The organism is Bacillus sp. FJAT-25509, assembly GCF_001420605.1.
Taxonomy (GTDB): domain Bacteria; phylum Bacillota; class Bacilli; order Bacillales; family Bacillaceae_G; genus Gottfriedia.
Genome location: NZ_LJIZ01000023.1, coordinates 41,492 through 60,842 on the forward strand (window position 1 = coordinate 41,492; position 19,351 = coordinate 60,842).

The 19,351-nt window shown below is 33.4% G+C and carries 18 protein-coding genes and 1 other annotated feature; of the genes, 8 read left to right on the plus strand and 10 right to left on the minus strand.

From position 1 onward, the window contains the following. Positions 1-3: 3 nt before the first annotated feature. Positions 4-429, plus strand: a complete 426-nt coding sequence (locus AN960_RS15500; RefSeq protein WP_056473303.1) for an OsmC family protein — start codon at positions 4-6, stop codon at positions 427-429. Between the two features lie 126 nt (positions 430-555). Here AN960_RS15500 and speE read toward each other — a convergent pair whose 3' ends face one another. From speE to AN960_RS15530, 5 genes are all read right to left on the minus strand, one after another. Beyond that, on the minus strand, positions 556-2,886 hold the full coding sequence (gene speE / locus AN960_RS24925; protein ID WP_216600081.1) for a polyamine aminopropyltransferase: 2,331 nt from the start codon (positions 2,884-2,886) through the stop codon (positions 556-558). Beyond that, a complete protein-coding gene (gene speD / locus AN960_RS15515; RefSeq protein WP_056473304.1) occupies positions 2,883-3,719 on the minus strand; it encodes an adenosylmethionine decarboxylase in 837 nt (278 codons plus the stop codon). Before speD ends, speE begins: the two co-directional genes overlap by 4 nt. Before the next feature lie 207 nt (positions 3,720-3,926). Then, positions 3,927-5,078: a glycosyltransferase family 4 protein gene (locus tag AN960_RS15520; protein WP_056473305.1), complete on the minus strand. Its 1,152-nt coding sequence runs from the start codon at positions 5,076-5,078 to the stop codon at positions 3,927-3,929. 12 nt (positions 5,079-5,090) lie between these two features. Then, on the minus strand, positions 5,091-5,624 hold the full coding sequence (locus AN960_RS15525; protein ID WP_056473306.1) for a phosphatase PAP2 family protein: 534 nt from the start codon (positions 5,622-5,624) through the stop codon (positions 5,091-5,093). Between the two features lie 414 nt (positions 5,625-6,038). Next, positions 6,039-6,566, minus strand: coding sequence for a gamma carbonic anhydrase (locus tag AN960_RS15530; RefSeq protein ID WP_056473308.1), 528 nt, complete (start codon positions 6,564-6,566; stop codon positions 6,039-6,041). Between the two features lie 159 nt (positions 6,567-6,725). Here AN960_RS15530 and tbcS point away from each other — a divergent pair, with 159 nt between their 5' ends. Next, the gene (gene tbcS, locus AN960_RS15535; protein ID WP_056473310.1) at positions 6,726-7,820 is read left to right on the plus strand and encodes a tetraprenyl-beta-curcumene synthase; all 1,095 of its coding nucleotides are present in this window, start codon (positions 6,726-6,728) and stop codon (positions 7,818-7,820) included. Positions 7,821-7,879: 59 nt separating this feature from the next. Here the strand turns inward: tbcS and AN960_RS15540 are convergent, their stop codons facing one another. From AN960_RS15540 to mnmL, 4 genes are all read right to left on the minus strand, one after another. Next, positions 7,880-9,031 carry a cation:proton antiporter gene (locus tag AN960_RS15540; protein WP_056473312.1) on the minus strand — a complete coding sequence of 384 codons (1,152 nt, stop codon included), beginning with the start codon at positions 9,029-9,031 and terminating at the stop codon, positions 7,880-7,882. 869 nt (positions 9,032-9,900) lie between these two features. Then, the gene (locus AN960_RS15550) at positions 9,901-10,377 is read right to left on the minus strand and encodes a hypothetical protein (RefSeq protein ID WP_156339699.1); all 477 of its coding nucleotides are present in this window, start codon (positions 10,375-10,377) and stop codon (positions 9,901-9,903) included. Positions 10,378-10,534: 157 nt separating this feature from the next. Then, entirely contained in the window at positions 10,535-11,110 is a 576-nt protein-coding gene (gene mnmM / locus AN960_RS15555; RefSeq protein WP_056473317.1) for a tRNA 5-(aminomethyl)-2-thiouridylate-methyltransferase MnmM, read from the minus strand. After that, positions 11,107-12,069: a tRNA modification radical SAM protein MnmL/YtqA gene (gene mnmL / locus AN960_RS15560; protein WP_056473318.1), complete on the minus strand. Its 963-nt coding sequence runs from the start codon at positions 12,067-12,069 to the stop codon at positions 11,107-11,109. The genes mnmM and mnmL overlap by 4 nt, the downstream gene beginning before the upstream one ends. 187 nt (positions 12,070-12,256) lie before the next feature. Between mnmL and AN960_RS15565 the strand changes: the two genes are divergently transcribed. The 6 genes from AN960_RS15565 (at position 12,257) to AN960_RS15590 (ending at position 17,798) form a co-directional block, all read left to right on the plus strand. Next, positions 12,257-12,526 (plus strand): DUF2524 family protein, encoded by a 270-nt coding sequence (locus tag AN960_RS15565; protein WP_056473319.1) that lies wholly within the window; start codon positions 12,257-12,259, stop codon positions 12,524-12,526. A gap of 63 nt (positions 12,527-12,589) precedes the next feature. Further along, positions 12,590-12,739 carry a glycogen biosynthesis protein GlgD gene (locus AN960_RS15570; RefSeq protein WP_286131733.1) on the plus strand — a complete coding sequence of 50 codons (150 nt, stop codon included), beginning with the start codon at positions 12,590-12,592 and terminating at the stop codon, positions 12,737-12,739. A gap of 230 nt (positions 12,740-12,969) precedes the next feature. Next, positions 12,970-14,172: an MDR family MFS transporter gene (locus tag AN960_RS15575; protein ID WP_056473324.1), complete on the plus strand. Its 1,203-nt coding sequence runs from the start codon at positions 12,970-12,972 to the stop codon at positions 14,170-14,172. A gap of 65 nt (positions 14,173-14,237) precedes the next feature. Next, positions 14,238-14,454, plus strand: a binding site (T-box leader). A 75-nt stretch (positions 14,455-14,529) separates the two neighbouring features. Continuing rightward, positions 14,530-16,947, plus strand: coding sequence for a leucine--tRNA ligase (gene leuS, locus AN960_RS15580; protein ID WP_056473329.1), 2,418 nt, complete (start codon positions 14,530-14,532; stop codon positions 16,945-16,947). A gap of 139 nt (positions 16,948-17,086) precedes the next feature. Further along, positions 17,087-17,383 carry a rhodanese-like domain-containing protein gene (locus AN960_RS15585; protein ID WP_056473331.1) on the plus strand — a complete coding sequence of 99 codons (297 nt, stop codon included), beginning with the start codon at positions 17,087-17,089 and terminating at the stop codon, positions 17,381-17,383. 199 nt (positions 17,384-17,582) lie between these two features. Next, positions 17,583-17,798, plus strand: coding sequence for a DUF2553 family protein (locus AN960_RS15590; RefSeq protein ID WP_056473333.1), 216 nt, complete (start codon positions 17,583-17,585; stop codon positions 17,796-17,798). Between the two features lie 234 nt (positions 17,799-18,032). Here the strand turns inward: AN960_RS15590 and AN960_RS15595 are convergent, their stop codons facing one another. Next, positions 18,033-19,304 (minus strand): BaiN/RdsA family NAD(P)/FAD-dependent oxidoreductase, encoded by a 1,272-nt coding sequence (locus AN960_RS15595; protein ID WP_056473521.1) that lies wholly within the window; start codon positions 19,302-19,304, stop codon positions 18,033-18,035. Positions 19,305-19,351 lie beyond the last annotated feature (47 nt).

Genomic DNA, 19,351 nt, shown 5'->3' on the forward strand with positions numbered 1-19,351 from the left:
GGAATGAAAACAAGTATTAAATGGGATGGTAAGTTAGCCTTTTCAGGAATTGCACCATCAGGCCATGAGATAAAAATGGATACTGCCGAGTCTTTAGGTGGAGACAATAGTGCACCTACACCAGTTGAACTTTTAATTAATGCAGTAGCAGGATGTACAGCGATTGATATCGTATTAATCCTTGAAAAAATGAGATTAAAACTAACTTCATTCGAAATTGAAGTAAATGGTGAACGAGCTGAGGAGCACCCTAAGCGATTTACTGATATTCACTTGCATTATATATTAGGTGGAGAGCTAGATACAGAAAAAGTTCGAAAAGCGATCAAATTATCAAAAGATAAATATTGTTCAGTAGCTCATTCTTTAAACGCTAACATTACAGCAAGTTTTACTTTAAATGGAACGAAGGATAATGAAGTACTGTAATTAAATGGAGCTGTCCCTAAAGTAAAAGAACTTTTGGGGCAGCTTTTTTAATTGTAATTAAAAAACCAGCAGTTTGCTGGTTTTAGTTTGTTTGTATATAAAGTATATTAAATTTGATTTTCAGACTTACTCTTCATTATCTAATTGTTTTTTTACATAAGTAGGAAGCATAAAGCACCCAACATGAAGGTCTGTATTATAATATTTTGTTTCGATCCCTAACTTATTCCATTCATCTGCTTTAATGTCTTTAATTGGATCGTATTTTTTTGAAGCAAATCCGAATAACCAATGTCCAGATGGATATGTTGGCATATGGAATTGATAGACTTTTGAAATCGGAAATGTTTCTTTAATTTTGGAATGAGCCCGTTTCATTTCGTGGGCGTAACTAGCATAATATGGACTTTCATGCTGGTTAATTAATATACCTTCTTCGCTTAATACTCGTTTGCAATTGTTATAGAAAGCAACAGTAAAAAGCCCTTCACCAGGTCCAATTGGATCCGTTGAATCTACCAAAATCAGATCGTAATAACCTTCATCAGCTTCTTGTACGAATTTTAGACCATCTTCGAAATATAAGGTTAATCGACTATCTTGATCTAATTTTGAAGCCGTTAAAGGCAAGTATTGTTGGCATAGTCTAACAACCCGCTCATCAATTTCTACCATATCAACAACTTCCACACCTGGGTAACGTAGTACTTCACGAGCAGTACCACCGTCGCCTCCACCGATAATAAGTACTTTTTTTATGTTTGGATTAACGGCCATTGATACATGCGTAATCATATCATGGTAGATAAATTCATCTTTTTCAGTCACCATCATATATCCATCTAGGGTGAAGAATGTTCCAAATGTTTCACTTCTAAAGAAATCGATTTGTTGAAATTCGCTTTTTTCAGAATGAATATGTTCTTGAACTTTTATGGAGAACTTCGTATCTTCTTGGTGATTCTCTGTATACCATAAATCCATTAAATTTTCCTCCAAACTTCGATCGACGACCTTTATTATATAAGGGTCATCATCATCGTTGATTGTGATCGTTCCTTCTGATTTTAAATAAAGATAATGCTGAATCAATTCGGTTGAAATTAATTCACCAGGTATACAAAGAGGGATACCAGGAGGGTAAATCATGATTGATTCACCACTAATTAATCCACTAGCATCATGAATTGAAATAATACGTTTTGGATGATAGTACGCTTCTCTAGGAGTCATGACCATTTTAGGATTTTTTAATGCAACACTTATATCTGTCTCAAGTTTTGGAAGTTTTCCGTAATATCGATCACTAATATCTCTTAATGCATCAATCAATGTTTGAATGGTGTCTTCATTATCACCTAGTGAGATAATTGCTAAAATGACATTAGGTTCAGCAAGTTCGATTTGAATTTTATATTCTTCCGCAAGCATGTCATATACTTTAAAACCAGACATTCCTAAATCAGAAACTTTAACAACTAGTTTTAACTCATCGTAATCGAAAACTCCAACGCCATTTCGATATGAATCTCGCGTAATACATTTTAATCCTTTTATGGAGTTAATCTCTTCTTTAGCTTTTCTTGTTAAATTGAGTAATTTTTCAAAACGCTCTTGACCTTCTAAAACTAATTTCTTTCTTGCAACGTCGATTGAACACATAAGTAAATAGGAAGCAGATGTTGTTTGAAATAAATTAATTGTAGATCGAACCCTATTTTTAGTAATGATCCCATCATTATGTAGTAGAACTGATGCTTGTGTTAAAGCACCACCAGTTTTATGCAAACTAAGGGTAACAAGGTCAGCGCCAAGAAGGGCAGCGTTACTTGGTAAATCAGGGTGAAAAGAAAAGTGAGCACCATGTGCTTGGTCTACTAAAACAGGAATCCCCCTGGAATGACCAATGTCGATAATTTGTTTTAAATCTGAAGTTGCTCCAAAATAGGTTGGATTTATAATAAGGATGGCTTTAACATCCGAATTTAAATCCAGTGCATGAAGGACAGATTTTACTGAAACGCCATTTACAATTCCATACTCATAATCGATTTCGGGTTCAATAAATACTGGCTTAGCACCCGCTAAGATTAATGCATTTATCGCTGATTTATGTACATTCCTTGGCAGGAGAATTTTATCTCCATGCTCAAGTGCACTCATAATCATATATTGAACTCCAGAAGTCGAACCATTTACTAACATATAAGCGTTATCTGAATGAAAGGCATCTGCTAATAAAGTTTCGGCTTCTTGGATTACACCTGTTGGATGCGATAAGTTATCAACACGCTTTGAAGAATTGACATCCATTTTAAGAGCCATATCACTCCAAAGCTCTCTTAATTCCTCGAGTGAATTACCTCTTTTATGCCCGGGAACATCGAAGCTTGTAATATCTTCCTTAGCATATCGGACTAATTCAGTTAAAAGCGGTGTTTTACTGTGATCCATCATCCATCAATATCCTCCACATCAGGACCATTCCACAAATTTTTACCGTAAAAGATTTCATCCATCTCATACTTCACTTTTTCTTCTATTGCTGAAATTTCATCCGCATCTAATTTTTCTTTTGTGTAGCCAAAAAGATAATTATCTAAGTTAAATTGTTTCAACTTACATTTCGTATGAAAAATATTTTCTTGGAACACATTCACATCAATCATTTGATACATATCCTTTATTTTTTGAGGAATGTAATTTTGGATTGAGTTTATATCATGATCAATAAATAATTTATAACCACTAACATCACGAGTAAATCCTCGAACACGATAATCAATTGTCATAATATCGGCATCAAATTGGTGAATCAAATAGTTTAAGGCTTTTAAGGGAGAAATTTCTCCACAAGTAGATACATCAATATCTGCTCTGAACGTACTAATTCCATCATCCGGATGATATTCTGGGTAGGTATGAACAGTAATATGACTTTTATCTAAAGCTGCTACTACTAGCTCCGGTAATGGACCAGGCGATTCGGAAAAAGTTTCAGATGATGGGTTATCGACAGGACCTTCAGAAACGAGAATCGTAACACTTGCACCTTGAGGATCATAATCTTGCTTTGCAACATTTAAAATGTGAGCTCCAATTATATGCGTAACTTCAGTCAAAATTTTTGTTAAACGGTCAGCGTTATATTGTTCATCGATGTACTGAATATATGCTTCACGTTCTGCTTTCGTTTTTGTAAAGCAAATATCATACATATTAAAACTTAGTGATTTCGTTAAGTTATTAAAACCATAAAGTTGAAAATTATTTGACGATGAAATATTCATCTATTGTCCTCCTAATTTTACAAAGTGAAAAAGTACGTACCAAAAGTAAAAGCGACTGTACAATAGTCGCTAGTGTAACTACTCAATATATATTGTTTGTTTTTAAATTATTCATTATTCACATAAGTTGAGGTTTGAGGAGTTGCTGACCGATAAGTTTTTTGTTGTTTTATTTAAAATATTCAGAAAATGAAATCCAGAAAAATCTCAAGCTTTCTTAGATATGAGGATTGGTGATTGTGGTTTAAAGATTAGTTCGAATTCCAGTACTAATTTATTAAAGATACTATTCCAATCTTGCGTTAATGCATAATCTCTTGCTTTTTTTGACATATGCTTCAACATCTCGTTTCCATGTAAGCAATCCTCAATTGCTTGGCAAAAAGAAGATGTATTTTGGGGCTCACAAAGGACACCAGTTGAATAATCTCTAATTATATTTTTAACTCCACCTGCATTTGCACCAATCACTGGTGTTCCACATGCCATTGCTTCAAGTACTACATTTCCAAATGTTTCAGTATCAGAAGGAAACACCATTAAATCAGACACACCGTATATCTCAACTAAGTCCTTTTTTTGAAGATAGCCTGTATATATGATTTGATCAGTACCCGTTTTCTTGATCATTTCTTCTTTTTTTGGACCATCTCCAACGATTAACCAAGTTAAATTTTTGTTAAAACGTTGTTTAGTATAGTTTATTATTTTCGATAAAGTTTCTAAATCTTTTTCAGGTGCAATTCTTCCGACAAAACAAACCGTATATTTAGAAGTAATATTATATTTTTGTTTTATTTCACTATGATTTAAAGTTGGACGAAAGATTGAACAGTCAACACCATGGGTCCAAATAGAGAGATTGTTAAAACCTTTTGTCACTAAATGATTGAATGTATCCTTTGAAGGAACAAATATTTTTTGAGTAGGTTTATGAAACCAATCTAAATACTTCCATAAAATATTTTCTAAAAATGTTAAGTTATAGTACTGAAGATAATGATCAAAATTTGTGTGGTATGAAGCAACCAAAGGAATTTTCATTTTTTTAGCGATATGGAGACCACTTAATCCAATAGTAAATGGCGTTGCGATATGAATAATATCCGGATTAAATTCTTTGAGTGTCTTTTTCATTTTAGAAAGGTTTGGAAATGAAATTTTACATTCAGGATAAATTTTAAATGGAACAGATTTTAATCTTGTCACATCTTCCGTTGAAGATAAACCGTAGTCCTCAGGAGCAAACATATGGTATGAATGGCCATGGTCTTTTAAGTAATTTGTGAATCTATTTAAAGTTTTGGCAACACCATTCACTTGAGGAATAAAGGTGTCTGTAAAAATAGCTACTCTCATAACTTCTCCCCCTTACAAATGATAGATAAAAAATTGTGAAATAAATGTAGTAAATATGCCAAGTAAAATTCCGAAAAATACATCTGTTGGATAATGTAAGCCAAGATAAATTCGAGAGAAAGAAACACACAAAACTAAAGGAAGTAAAATAAATGCTGAAAATGGTAAATAAATCATAATAGGAAGTGCAACAGAAATAATTGCTGTTGTATGACCAGAAGGGAAGGAATGATCTTTTAAAGGGTCCTTTAGAACAAAAGTACCTTCTAGTTTAAGATAAGGTCTTTTACGTGGATAAAAACGTTTAAGAAAATGAACAGGAATATGGCTAAGAGCAAGGGTACAACAACATAAGATTGACGCTTCATGTAATTCACCTTTGGAATAAATTAATAAAATTAATGCTGATGCAATTGTAAAAGTAGCTCCTCCAAGATGTGTAATATTACGAAAGAAAAAATTCAAGTAACGCTTCTGGAACAATGAATTAACGCGATAAAACAGTTGACATTCATATGTGTGAATCTTTTGAAGAATAGCGCTCATTTTTCATCCTCCATTATGCTGGTTGTTGTAACTTCATTATAAAAAGGGTTTATGGATTTAAATAGAAGCTTTTGTAAATGAATAATTTAGATATGTAAATTTTTATATAACGGATCGGAGCGGGGGATGATTAGTGTATGCATTAACCGTGTAGTGCAAATAAATCCTTGAAGGTGCAAATAAAAAAGCTGAAACTACAAATAAAACTAGCAAATCTACAATTAAAAAAATCAAAACTGCAAATTAAACCGGTAAACTGCAATTAGGACCACAAATAAACTGGACCAAAACAACAGTAATTACATGAAATTATTAAAAAAAAGACCGAAATTAATAAAATTATCAGTAAAACAAAAAGAGAAGGCTTAAATCCAGTCCTTCTCTTTTGCACTAATATGTAAATAAATCCTCAAATTACTTTGATAGATTTTCTTCTTCTACTTTTTTATAGAATTGGCCTTTTTCAACATACTCTCTACGAATTCGATCCATATCAACGATGTCTTCCTCTGTTAATTCTCGAACTACTTTAGCAGGTCTACCAAACGCTAATGTGTTAGGAGGTATTACTTTTCCGCCTGGAACTAAGCTACCTGCACCAATCATTGCACCTTCACCGATTACGGCACCGTCTAAAACGATTGAACCCATCCCAACTAATGCATTCTTTTTAACTGTACAGCTATGTAAAATAACACTATGTCCAATTGTTACGCCATCTTCTAAAATTAGAGGGCATTTTGGACTTTGGTGTAGTACAGATAAATCTTGAACATTTACATCATTTCCAATGATTGTATCATTAACGTCGCCGCGGATTACTGCACCAAAAAATACACTACTATTTGCTCCAATTGTGACAGAACCGGTAACAGTTGCAGTTGAAGCGATAAAAGCTGATGGTTCGATTTTGGGTTGCTTCCCTTTGTATGGTAATATCATACTATACCGTTGCCAAGCATATTAAAAATACGATGATTGTTTAGTTGAATTTGTCTAAACAACAAGGCAACGTAGTTCACCTCCATAATATTTACTTCAATATGAGTATAACTTATTTAAACAATATGTAATAAATGAAAAATAGGGAGGAGTGAAAAAATGTCACTACCTAAAAATCCAATACAATTAATGCCGAAAGTTTATAAAGGTGTTTTTCCTTTAGTGCATCAGGAATTAAACTATTGGCGAAATTTTGCAACGACAATTCCAGATCCAGAACTTAGAAAACAAGCATTAATGAGTATTGATACAAAAACATTCCATTGTGAAGGTGGTGCAATTTTAGCATTACTTTCTGAAAAGAATTTAAAACCAGTAATAGAGTTTATCGTTGCATATCAAACAATTAGTGATTACTTAGATAATTTATGCGATCGTAGTACTTCGCTTGATCCAGTTGATTTTGAAGCATTACATGAGTCAATGATTGATGCAGTAAAATGTCAAAAATCAGATCAAATGTATTATCGCTTCCGAGAAGAACAAGATGATGGTGGATATCTACGTGCACTAGTTTCAAAGTGTCATAGTAGTTTAAATCAATCGAAGCATTATGAGGGAATTAAAGAGTACTTAGTCCAACTTGCTGATTATTATTGTAAGTTACAAATACATAAGCATGTAAAAAAAGAAGAGCGAGTTCCTAGATTAACAAATTGGTTTGAAAAATATCAACCAGAACTTTCTGACTTAGAATGGTATGAATTCTCTGCGTGCGCAGGTTCAACTCTTGGGATTTTTTGTTTAGTTTCTTATTCATTTAACGAAGTGATTTCTGAAAAATTATTTGCACAAGTTTATAAGAGTTATTTCCCTTATGTACAAGGACTTCATATACTACTAGATTATGTAATTGATCAAAAGGAAGACGAAGAAGGCGGAGATTTAAATTTCTGCAGTTATTACCCTTCTAAAGATGTCATGTTAAATAGGATTGAGTATTTTTCAACTAAGAGTAATCAAGCCTTAAAAGATTTAAAAGACTATCGTTTTCATCGAATGATCTGTCAAGGATTGTTAGGTATTTACTTGGCCGATAAAAAAATGGCAGGGCCAGACGAGATGAAAAGGATTAGAAGAGGGATTGTTAAGAACGGTGGCTTGACATCATTCTTTTTCTACGGAAATGCAAAGTTATATTTTAAATTAAAAGAGTTAAAGGCGAGTAATAAAAGGGTGAAGGAATCAGTTTAAAAAAGAATAAGCAGGTAAACACAAAAAAGGATAGTAAATAAAACTATCCTTTTTTGTGTTTACACATTTGCATTTAAAACTTTACTTTTCTCTGTGAAAAATAACTTCATAAGTGGTGGAGTCACAATTGTTGTGATTAGTACCACTATAACAAGGATCGCAAACATTTCCTTACTTAAAAGATTATTTGCTAAACCAGTTGATGCCATAATTAGGGCAACTTCCCCGCGTGATACCATTGCTGAACCAATTCCGAGTGAATTTTTAGTTGGAAATCCCGCAAGTTTTGCTCCTAATGCTCCACCAATTAGTTTCGTTAAAATAGCGATAATACTTATTATAATAATAGTCGGAATCGAATGACTTAACCCCGTAAATTGAACTGATACACCTATTAAAGTGAAAAACACAGGTACAAATACAGAGTAAGCAATTGTTTCGACCTTTTCAAAAACCTCTTGTTTAAACTTAGTAACGGATATCGAAATACCTGCGAAATAAGCTCCGATTATTGCAGCAATTCCTGTTTGGTCTGCAAAGGCTGAGAATAAGAAGCATACTATTAAAGCAGCAGAGATAAGTGTTTCTGAAACGTTTAGTTTTATAAACTTTTTTAAGAACCAAGGTACAATCTTCCAACCGATTAATATGGAAAATGTAAAAAATATAAACTTTTTAAATAAAAGAATTGGTAAACTAACGGCACTGCCACTGAAACTCATAACAAATGCTAATGCTATGATGACAACAATATCATCAATTACGGCAGCACCTAAAATTGTTGCACCATCTTTTGTTTTAAGTTTACCGATCTCTTTTAATGTAGCCACAGAAATACTTACGCTAGTCGCAGAAAGAATCAGCCCTAAAAAAATAGCTTCAAATTGGCTTAAATTTATAGAGATACCATAAAGATAACCTGCGAATAATGGGAATAGTATTCCAAGTACACCTACATAAGAAGAAGCTTTCCCAGTTCGTTTAAATTCATTTACATCAGTTTCTAAACCTGCAATAAACATAAGTAAAATGACACCAATTTCGCTCATTTCATGTAATGTTTCTGTTTCAGTAATAATTCCAAGTACAGCTGGACCTAGTATGATCCCTATTAATAGCTTTCCTAAAACTGCAGGTTGACCAAGCTTAGTACTTAAATCCCCAAAAACTTTAGAGGCAATCAATATAATCGCAAGTTGCACGTAAAGCATAAATACATCTCCTGTCTGAACGCATAAAAAAAGAACCTGCCACAATAAGGTAAGTAAAATAGTACATACTTATCCCTATCGTGACAGGCTCCTCCGAACAATGCATTAAATTTAATCTAAGTATAAACTAAAATTGAATTAGAAAACAAGCTTAAGTAATAGATTGCTAACAATTAAAATAGAAACTTAGTTTAATAGAATTAATAAAATAAGTGAAATAAAATAAGCAAAATGAAGGAGTATAAACGAAATGGCACTTTTAATTTTTCGAAAAAATAACATATGTTTTAGGACGAAAGAGTGTACATAAATTAAAATCATACTCCCGAAAAAACCATAGAAATACCCATAAATTACCCAAAGGGTCATCTGATTTACTTGTGAAGATTCAGTACGAAATCCTCTGTATAATGAAACAAGATAAAAAACTGACCAGTAATTGATGAACGCAATTAATCCAATCAATAATAATATCCAATTCGAATTCCGTAAAACGAATTGAAAAACATTACGAAATATTTTATTCATATTGTTTAGATTTGTAGTCAACTCTTCACGCCCCTAGAGTTGGTATAGATCAATCAACTACGAATTGGTTTGTATGAACAAATCAATTAAGTGGTTATATCTTTACATAATATTCAATTAATTTCATGAATACGCCGTAATTAGATTTTATTAATAATTTTTTGTAAATATTTATAGAACGATAAAGTTACTAGATAAATAAATTTTATGTTATATCTAAAAAGGATATGTTCTTAATAAAAAACTTGATAGTTTGTTTATAACACTTCTTTAGAAAACGAGTAATTTAAACAAAAAAAAGGCCCAATAAGTAAAATAACTTAAGGGGCGCTCGGGTTAATTTAATTTTTAGTTGGTTCAATTTGAGTAAATATATCTCGATGAACTCTTTTCATTTCTTCAAAAAATTGCTCACGTTTTATATTATTATTATCTAAAATTTCTTTAAATGAATTTGTTTTACCTTTTTGAGCGATGATATTTTCCAAAGGTTTATTTGAAAGTTTTGCTACAACTGCAATAAATATTAACTTCTTCATTTCCATTTTGTGTTGCTTAACAGCTTTATTTATATTAGCTTCAGGTTGATTTAAGTAATTTGAAATATACTTAACAACTTCTTTTTTGTGGTTTTCTAACATTTTATTTGCTTTGTGGTGGTGATGATGTCTATGATGCTCACCATCTTCTGTTGTTGCATCGTGATCATGATGTGGATGGACATAATAATTTGCTGCCGCGATGTTTTCGGCATTTACTGTAATTGTACTAAGAGTAAAAAGACTAACTACTGCACCTGCAAAAATAGCTTTTTTCATTTTGATTACCTCTTTTCTTATTTTGATTTTTTTATCTTTACCAATTTCCAAAGAAAAATTTACCATTAATGAATTTTTAAGGTATTTAAAATTCTATATTGTACTTTTATAAAACTTTAGGGACAAAAAAAACTGTCTTAAATTAGACAGTTTTTTCTTAAGCCCTTTTTTCAATTGCTAATATAAAAGGCGGATTATTTGCTTGGTTAATAAATCGATAAGTTAATACATGTGCCAAGTCTTGAGGGATGTTTTGAGCAAAGTTCATTAATGCATCTTTTTCAATTTCTCCGCCTTCATGACCATGATAAATCACAACTACGATTATCCCTTCAGGAGCCATCATTTCGAGTATTTGTTCTATTGCAGAAATGGTTGATTCGGGTACTGTTACAACTGACTTATCACTACCAGGTAAATAACCAAGATTAAAAATTGCACCTTTTAATTTCTCATGAAATGAAGCTGGAATTACTTGTTTTACTTCTGCATGACTTCTTTGCAAAAGTGTAACTTGAGTGCTTAAATTTTCATTATTTATTTTTTCAGACGTCTTTTGAATAGCTAATTCTTGGATATCGAATCCGTAAACATGACCAGTTTCACCAACCAATTTTGCTAAAAATACTGTATCATGACCATTACCTATTGTGGCATCAATCGTAATATCGCCTTCTTTAACAGTTGATTGGAGGAGCTTTCTAGCGTACGGTAAAATACGATCTAGAATCATGTTAGTTGTACTCGATTATTTGCGAATTTACCTTGCCAGCTATTTCTACGTTCAAACTCACGATCAATTGCATTCAATACTTCCCATTTTTTTAAGCTCCACATTGGTCCGATTAATAAGTCAGGTGGACCGTCTCCAGTAATACGATGTACGATTACATCACTTGGAATGATTTCAAGCTGATCAACGACTAAGTTAATATAAGCGTCAAAATCCATGAATTCAACTAGTCCTTTTTCATATTGCTTCATCATTGCCGTACCTTTTAATAGGTGAAGTAAGTGAATTTTAATTCCTTGGATATCAAGTTTAGCAACTTCCAACGCAGTTTCCATCATCATTTCTGGTGTTTCAAGAGGTAACCCGTTAATAATATGTGAACAAATACGGATGTTGTGCTTTCTTAATTTTTCTACGCCTTCTACGTAAGTTTTATAATCATGTGCACGGTTAATAATATTTGCAGTTTTTTCGTGAACAGTTTGTAATCCTAATTCAACCCATAAATAAGTTCGTTTATTTAAATCTGCAAGATATTCAACGACATCATCTGGTAAACAATCCGGTCTTGTTGCGATTGATAAACCTACTACGCCTTCTTGCTCTAATATTGGTTCGAACTTTTGTTTTAATACTTCTACTGGTGCGTGAGTATTTGTGTATGCTTGGAAATAGCCTAAGTACTTTCCGTTTTGCCATTTCTCATGCATTTTATCTTTTATTTTATGAAATTGAGTTACAACATCCTCAGCTCGATTACCTGCAAAGTCGCCCGAACCAGATGCGCTACAAAAAGTACAACCCCCAAACGCAACTGAACCATCTCTATTTGGACAATCAAATCCAGCGTCAATTGAAACTTTAAAAACTTTTTCGCCAAATTGTTGTCTTAAATGATAATTCCACGAATGGTATCTTTTATGATCTATTGTATATGGAAAAGGATTGTTTTTTGTCATTCCTCATCCCTCCCTTAATTTAAGTCAATATTATCGATTTTATCATGCTCTAAAAAGAAAACCAAATGGAAAAACCTTTCTTATTTGTAAAGAAATAATTGTACTCCGATTGAAAGGTTCGGAAATACTATTTTTGAGGTAACCTACATAACGGATACTTCATTAAAGTCTCAAAGGAGGTATTTTCTTGGGAATAACAGATCGCAATTTCGGACAAGAACAAGTACAAAAAGCAAAAGAAGCGTATGATTACGCAGTAGGACAATTAGAAATTGGAATGAGACAAGAACATTATAATGATATTGAATATTCACAAGCACAAGCAGGTATTGAAGAAGCACTTATTGAGCTTGAAAAAGTTGCAAACCTTGCAAATGCAGAAAATAAAGATGAGTTCTATCGTTTACGTAGACAATTAACACAACTACAACATCAAATGATTATTACTCCGCACTAAAGGAGATTAAAGAATATGCAAGAATACGTACAAGAATATGCGATCCTCGGGAGGAAACCAAAAGTGGTAAAAAAGAAATCTAAAAGTAATAACCCTGAACAAACAACGAAAAATAAAACGAATACAGAGTTCTCTGGAGAACTTTCTGCAGTAGACCAAGTGAAAATAAATAACGCTAAAAAAGGTCAACCACAGAGATCAAAGCAGGGATAATGAAATAGAAAAGCAATCTTAAAAGAAGGCATCAGCGCCTTCTTTTTTCTTTGTTTTTTGGTAATTTTAGGGTTTATATGATGCTTTCCTAATACTTTCTAGGTTTATTGTCCTTCCTATCTCTCCGCACTCAATGCTTGCCTCTTGAAAGTAGGTCGATTCTCCTCTACAATTAATGAGTTAAAGAGATAAAAATAGATAAAAAGGGACAGCTTTGAGGGGAGTAAGGAATGCCAAAAAAACTATGGTTTTTGTTAATCGGTATGATTTTAAATGTTACAGGTAATTCTTTTTTATGGCCATTCAATACAGTATACATCCATATATATTTAGGAAAGTCCTTGTCTGTTGCAGGGCTTATTTTAATGTTTAATTCATTGGCTGGTGTATTTGGTAATATGCTGGGGGGCTGGCTATTTGATAAATTTGGAGGATATAGGTCAATCCTAACTGGTATTAGTATTACGTTTTTGTCGATTTTAGGTTTGGTTATTAATCATTCTTGGACATATTACAGTTGTTTCTTCATAATATTAGGGTTTGGAGTTGGTATTGTATTTCCATCAATGTATGCAATGGTTGGAGCGGCATGGCCAGAAGGTGGACGTAAAGCTTTTAATGCAATTTATGTAGCTCAAAATCTTGGTGTTGCGATTGGTACGGCTTTAGGTGGATATGTTGCGGCTGCTAATATTAATTATATTTTCTCTGCTAATTTGCTATTATATATTGTTTTCTTCTTAGTCGCTTTATTTGGATTTAGAGATATCGGAGTACCTAAGGAAATAATAGAAACTTCTCCTGTAGAAAAAGCAGAAAAACAAAAATTTTCATTTACTCCTTCAATGAAGGCTTTGATGATTGTTTGTTGTGCGTACGTTTTATGTTGGTTAGTTTATGTACAATGGCAAACTACGATTGCTACAGAAATGCAGAATCTACACATTGGCTTAAAAAAATATAGTCTGTTATGGACTGTAAATGGTGCACTTATTGTAATAGCTCAACCAGTAATATCATCTGCTATTCGTAAATATGCGTTAAGTATGAGAAAGCAAATGTTATTTGGAATTGGATTCTTTATCGTTTCGACTATTTTTGTAAGTACTGCAGAACAGTTCTCAATGTTTATGACTGGCATGATCATTTTAACAATTGGAGAAATGTTCGTATGGCCTGCAGTACCAACAATTGCAAACATGCTTGCTCCAAAAGATCGGATAGGAATGTATCAAGGGATTGTAAATAGTGCAGCAACGGTTGGAAGAATGTTAGGACCTGTTATAGGTGGAGCACTCGTTGATACATTTAATATGAGAGTACTATTTATCATTTTAGTTGCCTTTTTATTAATAAGCATGGTTTTCTCTGTGCTCTATGAAAAATTAGCAAAAAAAGTAGTAAAAGCTGAAAATCAAACTTTTGCTTCTTAAAAATAGGCGATGTATAATTGACCTTTTTCTTTGGTTATAATAAAATGGTATAAATTAAATCTAAATGATCGGCAATGATTGGGAATAGTAGTGAATATGAAGAGGTTTAGAGAGTTGACGGCTGGTGAAAGTCAATCCATTCTATTCATGAACTCACCCATAAGCCACATTTGTGAACGGTTTTTACCAAGTAATAAATGTCGTGTTCCACGTTACGGAAACAAGTGAATGTATTTTTACATTAATTTGGGTGGTACCGCGGGAAATCCTCTCGTCCCTTTTGGGATGGGGGGATTTTTTTATTTTTAAAGCGCAAGCCACAGCCGAGCCATTTATATGAAATAAGGAGGCTATAAAATGAGTTTTAATCATCGTACTATTGAACAGAAATGGCAGAAGTATTGGTTAGAAAATAAAACGTTTAAAACAACTGACGATACAAGCAAGCCGAAATTTTATGCACTTGATATGTTCCCTTATCCATCTGGAGCGGGATTACATGTAGGTCATCCAGAAGGGTACACAGCTACTGATATCCTTTCAAGAATGAAAAGAATGCAAGGCTATAATGTACTTCATCCAATGGGTTGGGATGCATTTGGTCTACCAGCAGAACAATATGCATTAGATACAGGTAATGATCCAGCTGAGTTTACTGAAAAGAATATTAATACTTTCCGTAATCAAATTCAGGCTCTAGGATTCTCTTATGATTGGGATCGTGAAGTAAATACAACTGATCCTAATTATTACAAATGGACTCAATGGATTTTCCTAAGAATGGTTGAAAAAGGATTAGCTTATGTAGATGAAGTTCCAGTTAACTGGTGCCCAGCTCTTGGTACAGTTTTAGCTAATGAAGAAGTAATCGATGGGAAAAGTGAGCGCGGAGGACATCCGGTTGAACGTCGTCCAATGAAGCAATGGATCTTAAAAATCACAGCTTATGCTGATCGTTTATTAGAAGATCTAGAAGAATTAGATTGGCCTGAAAGCTTAAAAGAAATGCAACGTAACTGGATTGGCCGTTCGGAAGGTGCTGAAGTTTACTTTAATGTTGATGGATTCGATGAGAAAGTAACTGTATTTACAACTCGTCCTGATACATTATTCGGTGCAACTTATGTTGTATTAGCTCCAGAACATGATTTAGTAAGTAAAATTACTACAGTAGAGCAAAAAGAAGCTGTTGAAGCATATATCGATTCAGTTAAATCGAAAAGTGATCTAGAGCGAACTGATTTAGCGAAAGATAAATCTGGTGTATTCACAGGTGCATATGCAATAAATCCTGTAAATAACGAAAAGCTTCCAATTTGGATTGCTGATTATGTACTTGCAAGCTATGGAACTGGTGCAGTTATGGCGGTACCTGCACATGATGAGCGCGATCACGAATTTGCAGTTAAATTTAAATTACCAATCATTGAAGTTGTTGAAGGTGGAGACGTTCAAAAAGAAGCTTACGCTGGAGATGGCAAACATGTTAACTCTGATTTCTTAAACGGTTTAAATAAAGAAGAAGCACTTGGAAAAATGATTGAATGGTTAGATTCTTCAAAAGCTGGTGAGAAAAAAGTTACTTATCGTCTACGCGATTGGTTATTCTCACGTCAAAGATATTGGGGAGAACCAATTCCAGTAATTTTCTGGGAAGATGGTACGATGACAGTTGTTCCTGATGAGGAATTACCATTAATTCTTCCAAAAGCAGAAGATATTCGCCCAAGTGGAACTGGAGAGTCACCATTAGCGAATATTGCTGATTGGGTTAATGTAGTTGATCCAGTAACAGGTAAAAAAGGAAGACGTGAAACAAATACAATGCCACAATGGGGCGGAAGCTGTTGGTATTACTTACGTTATATTGATCCAAATAATAGCGAAGCAATCGCAGATTCTGAATTACTAAAGCATTGGTTACCAGTTGATGTATACATTGGAGGAGCAGAGCATGCAGTTCTTCACTTACTATACGCTCGTTTTTGGCATAAATTCCTTTATGATTTAGGTGTAGTTCCTACAAAAGAGCCATTCCAAAAGCTATTCAACCAAGGAATGATCTTAGGGGAAAATAATGAAAAAATGTCTAAGTCTAAAGGAAACGTTGTAAATCCTGACGATATCGTTGCTAGCCATGGTGCTGATACATTACGTTTATATGAAATGTTCATGGGTCCATTAGACGCATCAATCGCTTGGTCAGAAAATGGATTAGATGGTTCTCGTCGCTTCTTAGACCGAGTATGGCGTTTATTTATCACTGATAACGAAGAACTTTCAGATAAAATTGTTGAAGGTCTTACTTCTAGTAGTCTTGAAAAAACATATCACCAAACAGTAAAGAAAGTAACAGAGGACTTTGAAGGTTTACGCTTTAACACTGCAATTTCACAAATGATGGTGTTTATCAATGAAGCATATAAAGCTGACCAATTACCAAAAGAAATGGTTGAAGGTTTCGCAAAACTATTAGCACCAGTAGCTCCACATATCGGTGAAGAACTTTGGAGTAAATTAGGTCATAGCGATTCAATTTCATATGCTACATGGCCAGCATACGATGAAGCTAAGCTTGTAGAAGACGAAATTGAAATCGTAGTACAAATTAATGGTAAAGTAAAAGCAAAATTACTTGTTGCAAAAGATGCTTCTCGTGAGCAAATGGAGCAAATTGCATTATCAGACGATGCAGTTAAGGAACAAGTTGAAGGCAAAACTGTTCGAAAAATTATTGCTGTACCAGGTAAATTAGTCAATATCGTTGCTAACTAAATAGTTAATTCGAAAAAACCTCTTATGAGGTTTTTTCTTTTTTTTATTTCATTTCTGTAAATTGAACCATTGAAACGTACTTTTTGCATAGAAAATAATTAGTTGTTAAGATGTTGCTATATAGGGAGGATGAATTAAGATGAATACGATTTCTGCAAATGAAGTTAAAGAGCGTTTAGAAGCAGGAGAAACGCTATTTTTAGTAGATGTACGAGAGGATTATGAGGTTGAGTATGGGAAAATTCCAGAAGCAGTTCATATTCCAATGGGGCAAATTCCTAGCAAATTAGATGTTTTTAATAAAGAATTTGAATACATTTTTATTTGTAAGGCAGGCGTTCGTAGTGAGAATGTTTGTGAATATTTAAATGAGCAAGGCTATAAGGCGATCAACATGGAAGGTGGAATGATGGCCTGGGAAGGCGAGATTGAATAAAAAAAATTGTCTGTGTCTATACTTTGTCTAAACTACTGAAATCCAACGTTTTTGTTGGATTTTTTATTTATTTGATTTAAATTAGGCTAATGTTTTTTGGCATAAGGAATATTAACCATGGAGTTGTGACATATATTAAAGTAGAACCTCATATATTTTTTCATTGAGGTCTTTGCTTGTTAGAAAGGAGGGGGTTGATTTGCCTAAAACATTAAAAATTGATATTACCGATAAAATAATTGGTAAATTTAAAGATGGGCATATGGAATTGTATTCTTCCAAGTATTTAATTGGAAAGTTTTACTTTAAAGACTTAAAACAATCTTTCGAATTGGCAGATGGATATGTTGAAGAGGATGGACGATTCTATTTATTAGTGAACTTGCAACACGAACAATCGAATGCTCGCCTTTGACCTTAAATTAGGGACGGTGGATTTGTGCCAAAGAAAAATATAATAATTGAAAAGCATAAGTTAAAACTAGAAAATCAGTTTGATTGTTTTTCGAATACAACTATGGCAATAACCTTGGGGAATCACAGTTTAGCTTTTTTAAAGTTTCTTATGGATCAATCCTTATGCTTTTCTATATGTAAAGATTATAGGACCTAGCGAAAAAAAGTATTCGTTCGGTCCTTTGTTTATTCGTTAAAAATTCGTTTGAGAGTATTCCGCAGCTGATGCTCCTGCTAATCTACCAGTTACCAAAGCAGCGGTTATGTTATAGCCACCAGTGTAACCGTGAATATCTAATATCTCACCACAAAAATAAAGACCATTCATGATTTTAGATGACATTTCTTTTGGATGAATTTCCTTTGTTGAAACGCCACCACCTGTTACGAATGCTTTTTCAATTGAAAGAGTTCCGTTTACTACAAATGAAAAGCTCTTAAATAATTGGACAAGCTCTCTTAATTTCATAGTAGCAATTTCATTACAAGGAGTTGACTCTTCAATTCCACATCTTGAAAGCAGAAATAGTAAATATCTTTCAGGTACATAACCTTTTAGTACGTTCTTAATCGCTTTTTTAGGTTCTTCTTTTAGAATACTGTTTACTTCTTGAAATAGTGATTCTTCATTTTTCTCTGGGAAACAATCAATCGCCATCGATACATTTTTTGTTTTAAACTTTTGTTGTACTTTATATACAAATTGGCTACAACGCAGTGCAGCAGGGCCAGAAATTCCAAAATGAGTAAAGAGCATGTCCATTTTATGGGCAATCACTTTTTTGCCTTTTGGATTTAATACACTTAATTCTATATCTCTTAAAGCCAGGCCTTGTAATGATTTATTTTGAATAAATTCTTCACTTGAAGTAATCGGTACTTCTGTGGGAAAGAGTTCAGTAATTGTATGACCAGCTTTTTTTGCCCAAGCGTATCCGTCACCTGTCGAACCTGTGTGTGGAACAGATTTACCACCTACCGCAAGGACAACACTTTTTGAGTGAATGACTGTTCGATCATTCAATATGATTCCTACTACCTTACCATCTTCATAGATTACGTCTTTAACAGTTCGATTGGTTTGAATATCTACATGATGCTTTTTTAGTTTTTGCATTAATGCATTTAACACTGATTTTGAGTCATTTGACACAGGAAACATTCTCCCGTGATCCTCTTCCTTTAATGCGACTCCCATGTTTTCAAAAAACTGTATGATATCCTCGTTATTATATATAGAGAATGCGCTATATAAAAACCGGCCATTTCCAGGTATATGTTTAATTACTTCCTCAATAGGTAAGCGATTTGTTACGTTACAACGACCACCACCTGATATAAGGAGTTTTTGTCCTAATTTAGTTCCTTTTTCAAGTAAAAGTACTTTAGCTTTGTTTTCAGCAGCGCTAATTGCAGCCATCAGACCAGAAGTTCCGCCACCAATTACAATCACATCATAAACCATTATTTCACTACTTTCGTTACAAATTTCTTTTAGTAAGTTTACCATTA

Excerpts from the sequence above, each read along its gene's own strand:
- AN960_RS15500 (WP_056473303.1), top strand. The coding sequence starts at position 4 with ATGAAAACAAGTATTAAATGGGATGGTAAGTTAGCCTTTTCAGGAATT.
- speE (WP_216600081.1), bottom strand. The coding sequence starts at position 2,886 with ATGATGGATCACAGTAAAACACCGCTTTTAACTGAATTAGTCCGATAT.
- speD (WP_056473304.1), bottom strand. The coding sequence starts at position 3,719 with ATGAATATTTCATCGTCAAATAATTTTCAACTTTATGGTTTTAATAAC.
- AN960_RS15520 (WP_056473305.1), bottom strand. The coding sequence starts at position 5,078 with ATGAGAGTAGCTATTTTTACAGACACCTTTATTCCTCAAGTGAATGGT.
- AN960_RS15525 (WP_056473306.1), bottom strand. The coding sequence starts at position 5,624 with ATGAGCGCTATTCTTCAAAAGATTCACACATATGAATGTCAACTGTTT.
- AN960_RS15530 (WP_056473308.1), bottom strand. The coding sequence starts at position 6,566 with ATGATATTACCATACAAAGGGAAGCAACCCAAAATCGAACCATCAGCT.
- tbcS (WP_056473310.1), top strand. The coding sequence starts at position 6,726 with ATGTCACTACCTAAAAATCCAATACAATTAATGCCGAAAGTTTATAAA.
- AN960_RS15540 (WP_056473312.1), bottom strand. The coding sequence starts at position 9,031 with ATGCTTTACGTGCAACTTGCGATTATATTGATTGCCTCTAAAGTTTTT.
- AN960_RS15550 (WP_156339699.1), bottom strand. The coding sequence starts at position 10,377 with ATGAAAAAAGCTATTTTTGCAGGTGCAGTAGTTAGTCTTTTTACTCTT.
- mnmM (WP_056473317.1), bottom strand. The coding sequence starts at position 11,110 with ATGATTCTAGATCGTATTTTACCGTACGCTAGAAAGCTCCTCCAATCA.
- mnmL (WP_056473318.1), bottom strand. The coding sequence starts at position 12,069 with ATGACAAAAAACAATCCTTTTCCATATACAATAGATCATAAAAGATAC.
- AN960_RS15575 (WP_056473324.1), top strand. The coding sequence starts at position 12,970 with ATGCCAAAAAAACTATGGTTTTTGTTAATCGGTATGATTTTAAATGTT.
- leuS (WP_056473329.1), top strand. The coding sequence starts at position 14,530 with ATGAGTTTTAATCATCGTACTATTGAACAGAAATGGCAGAAGTATTGG.
- AN960_RS15585 (WP_056473331.1), top strand. The coding sequence starts at position 17,087 with ATGAATACGATTTCTGCAAATGAAGTTAAAGAGCGTTTAGAAGCAGGA.
- AN960_RS15595 (WP_056473521.1), bottom strand. The coding sequence starts at position 19,304 with ATGGTTTATGATGTGATTGTAATTGGTGGCGGAACTTCTGGTCTGATG.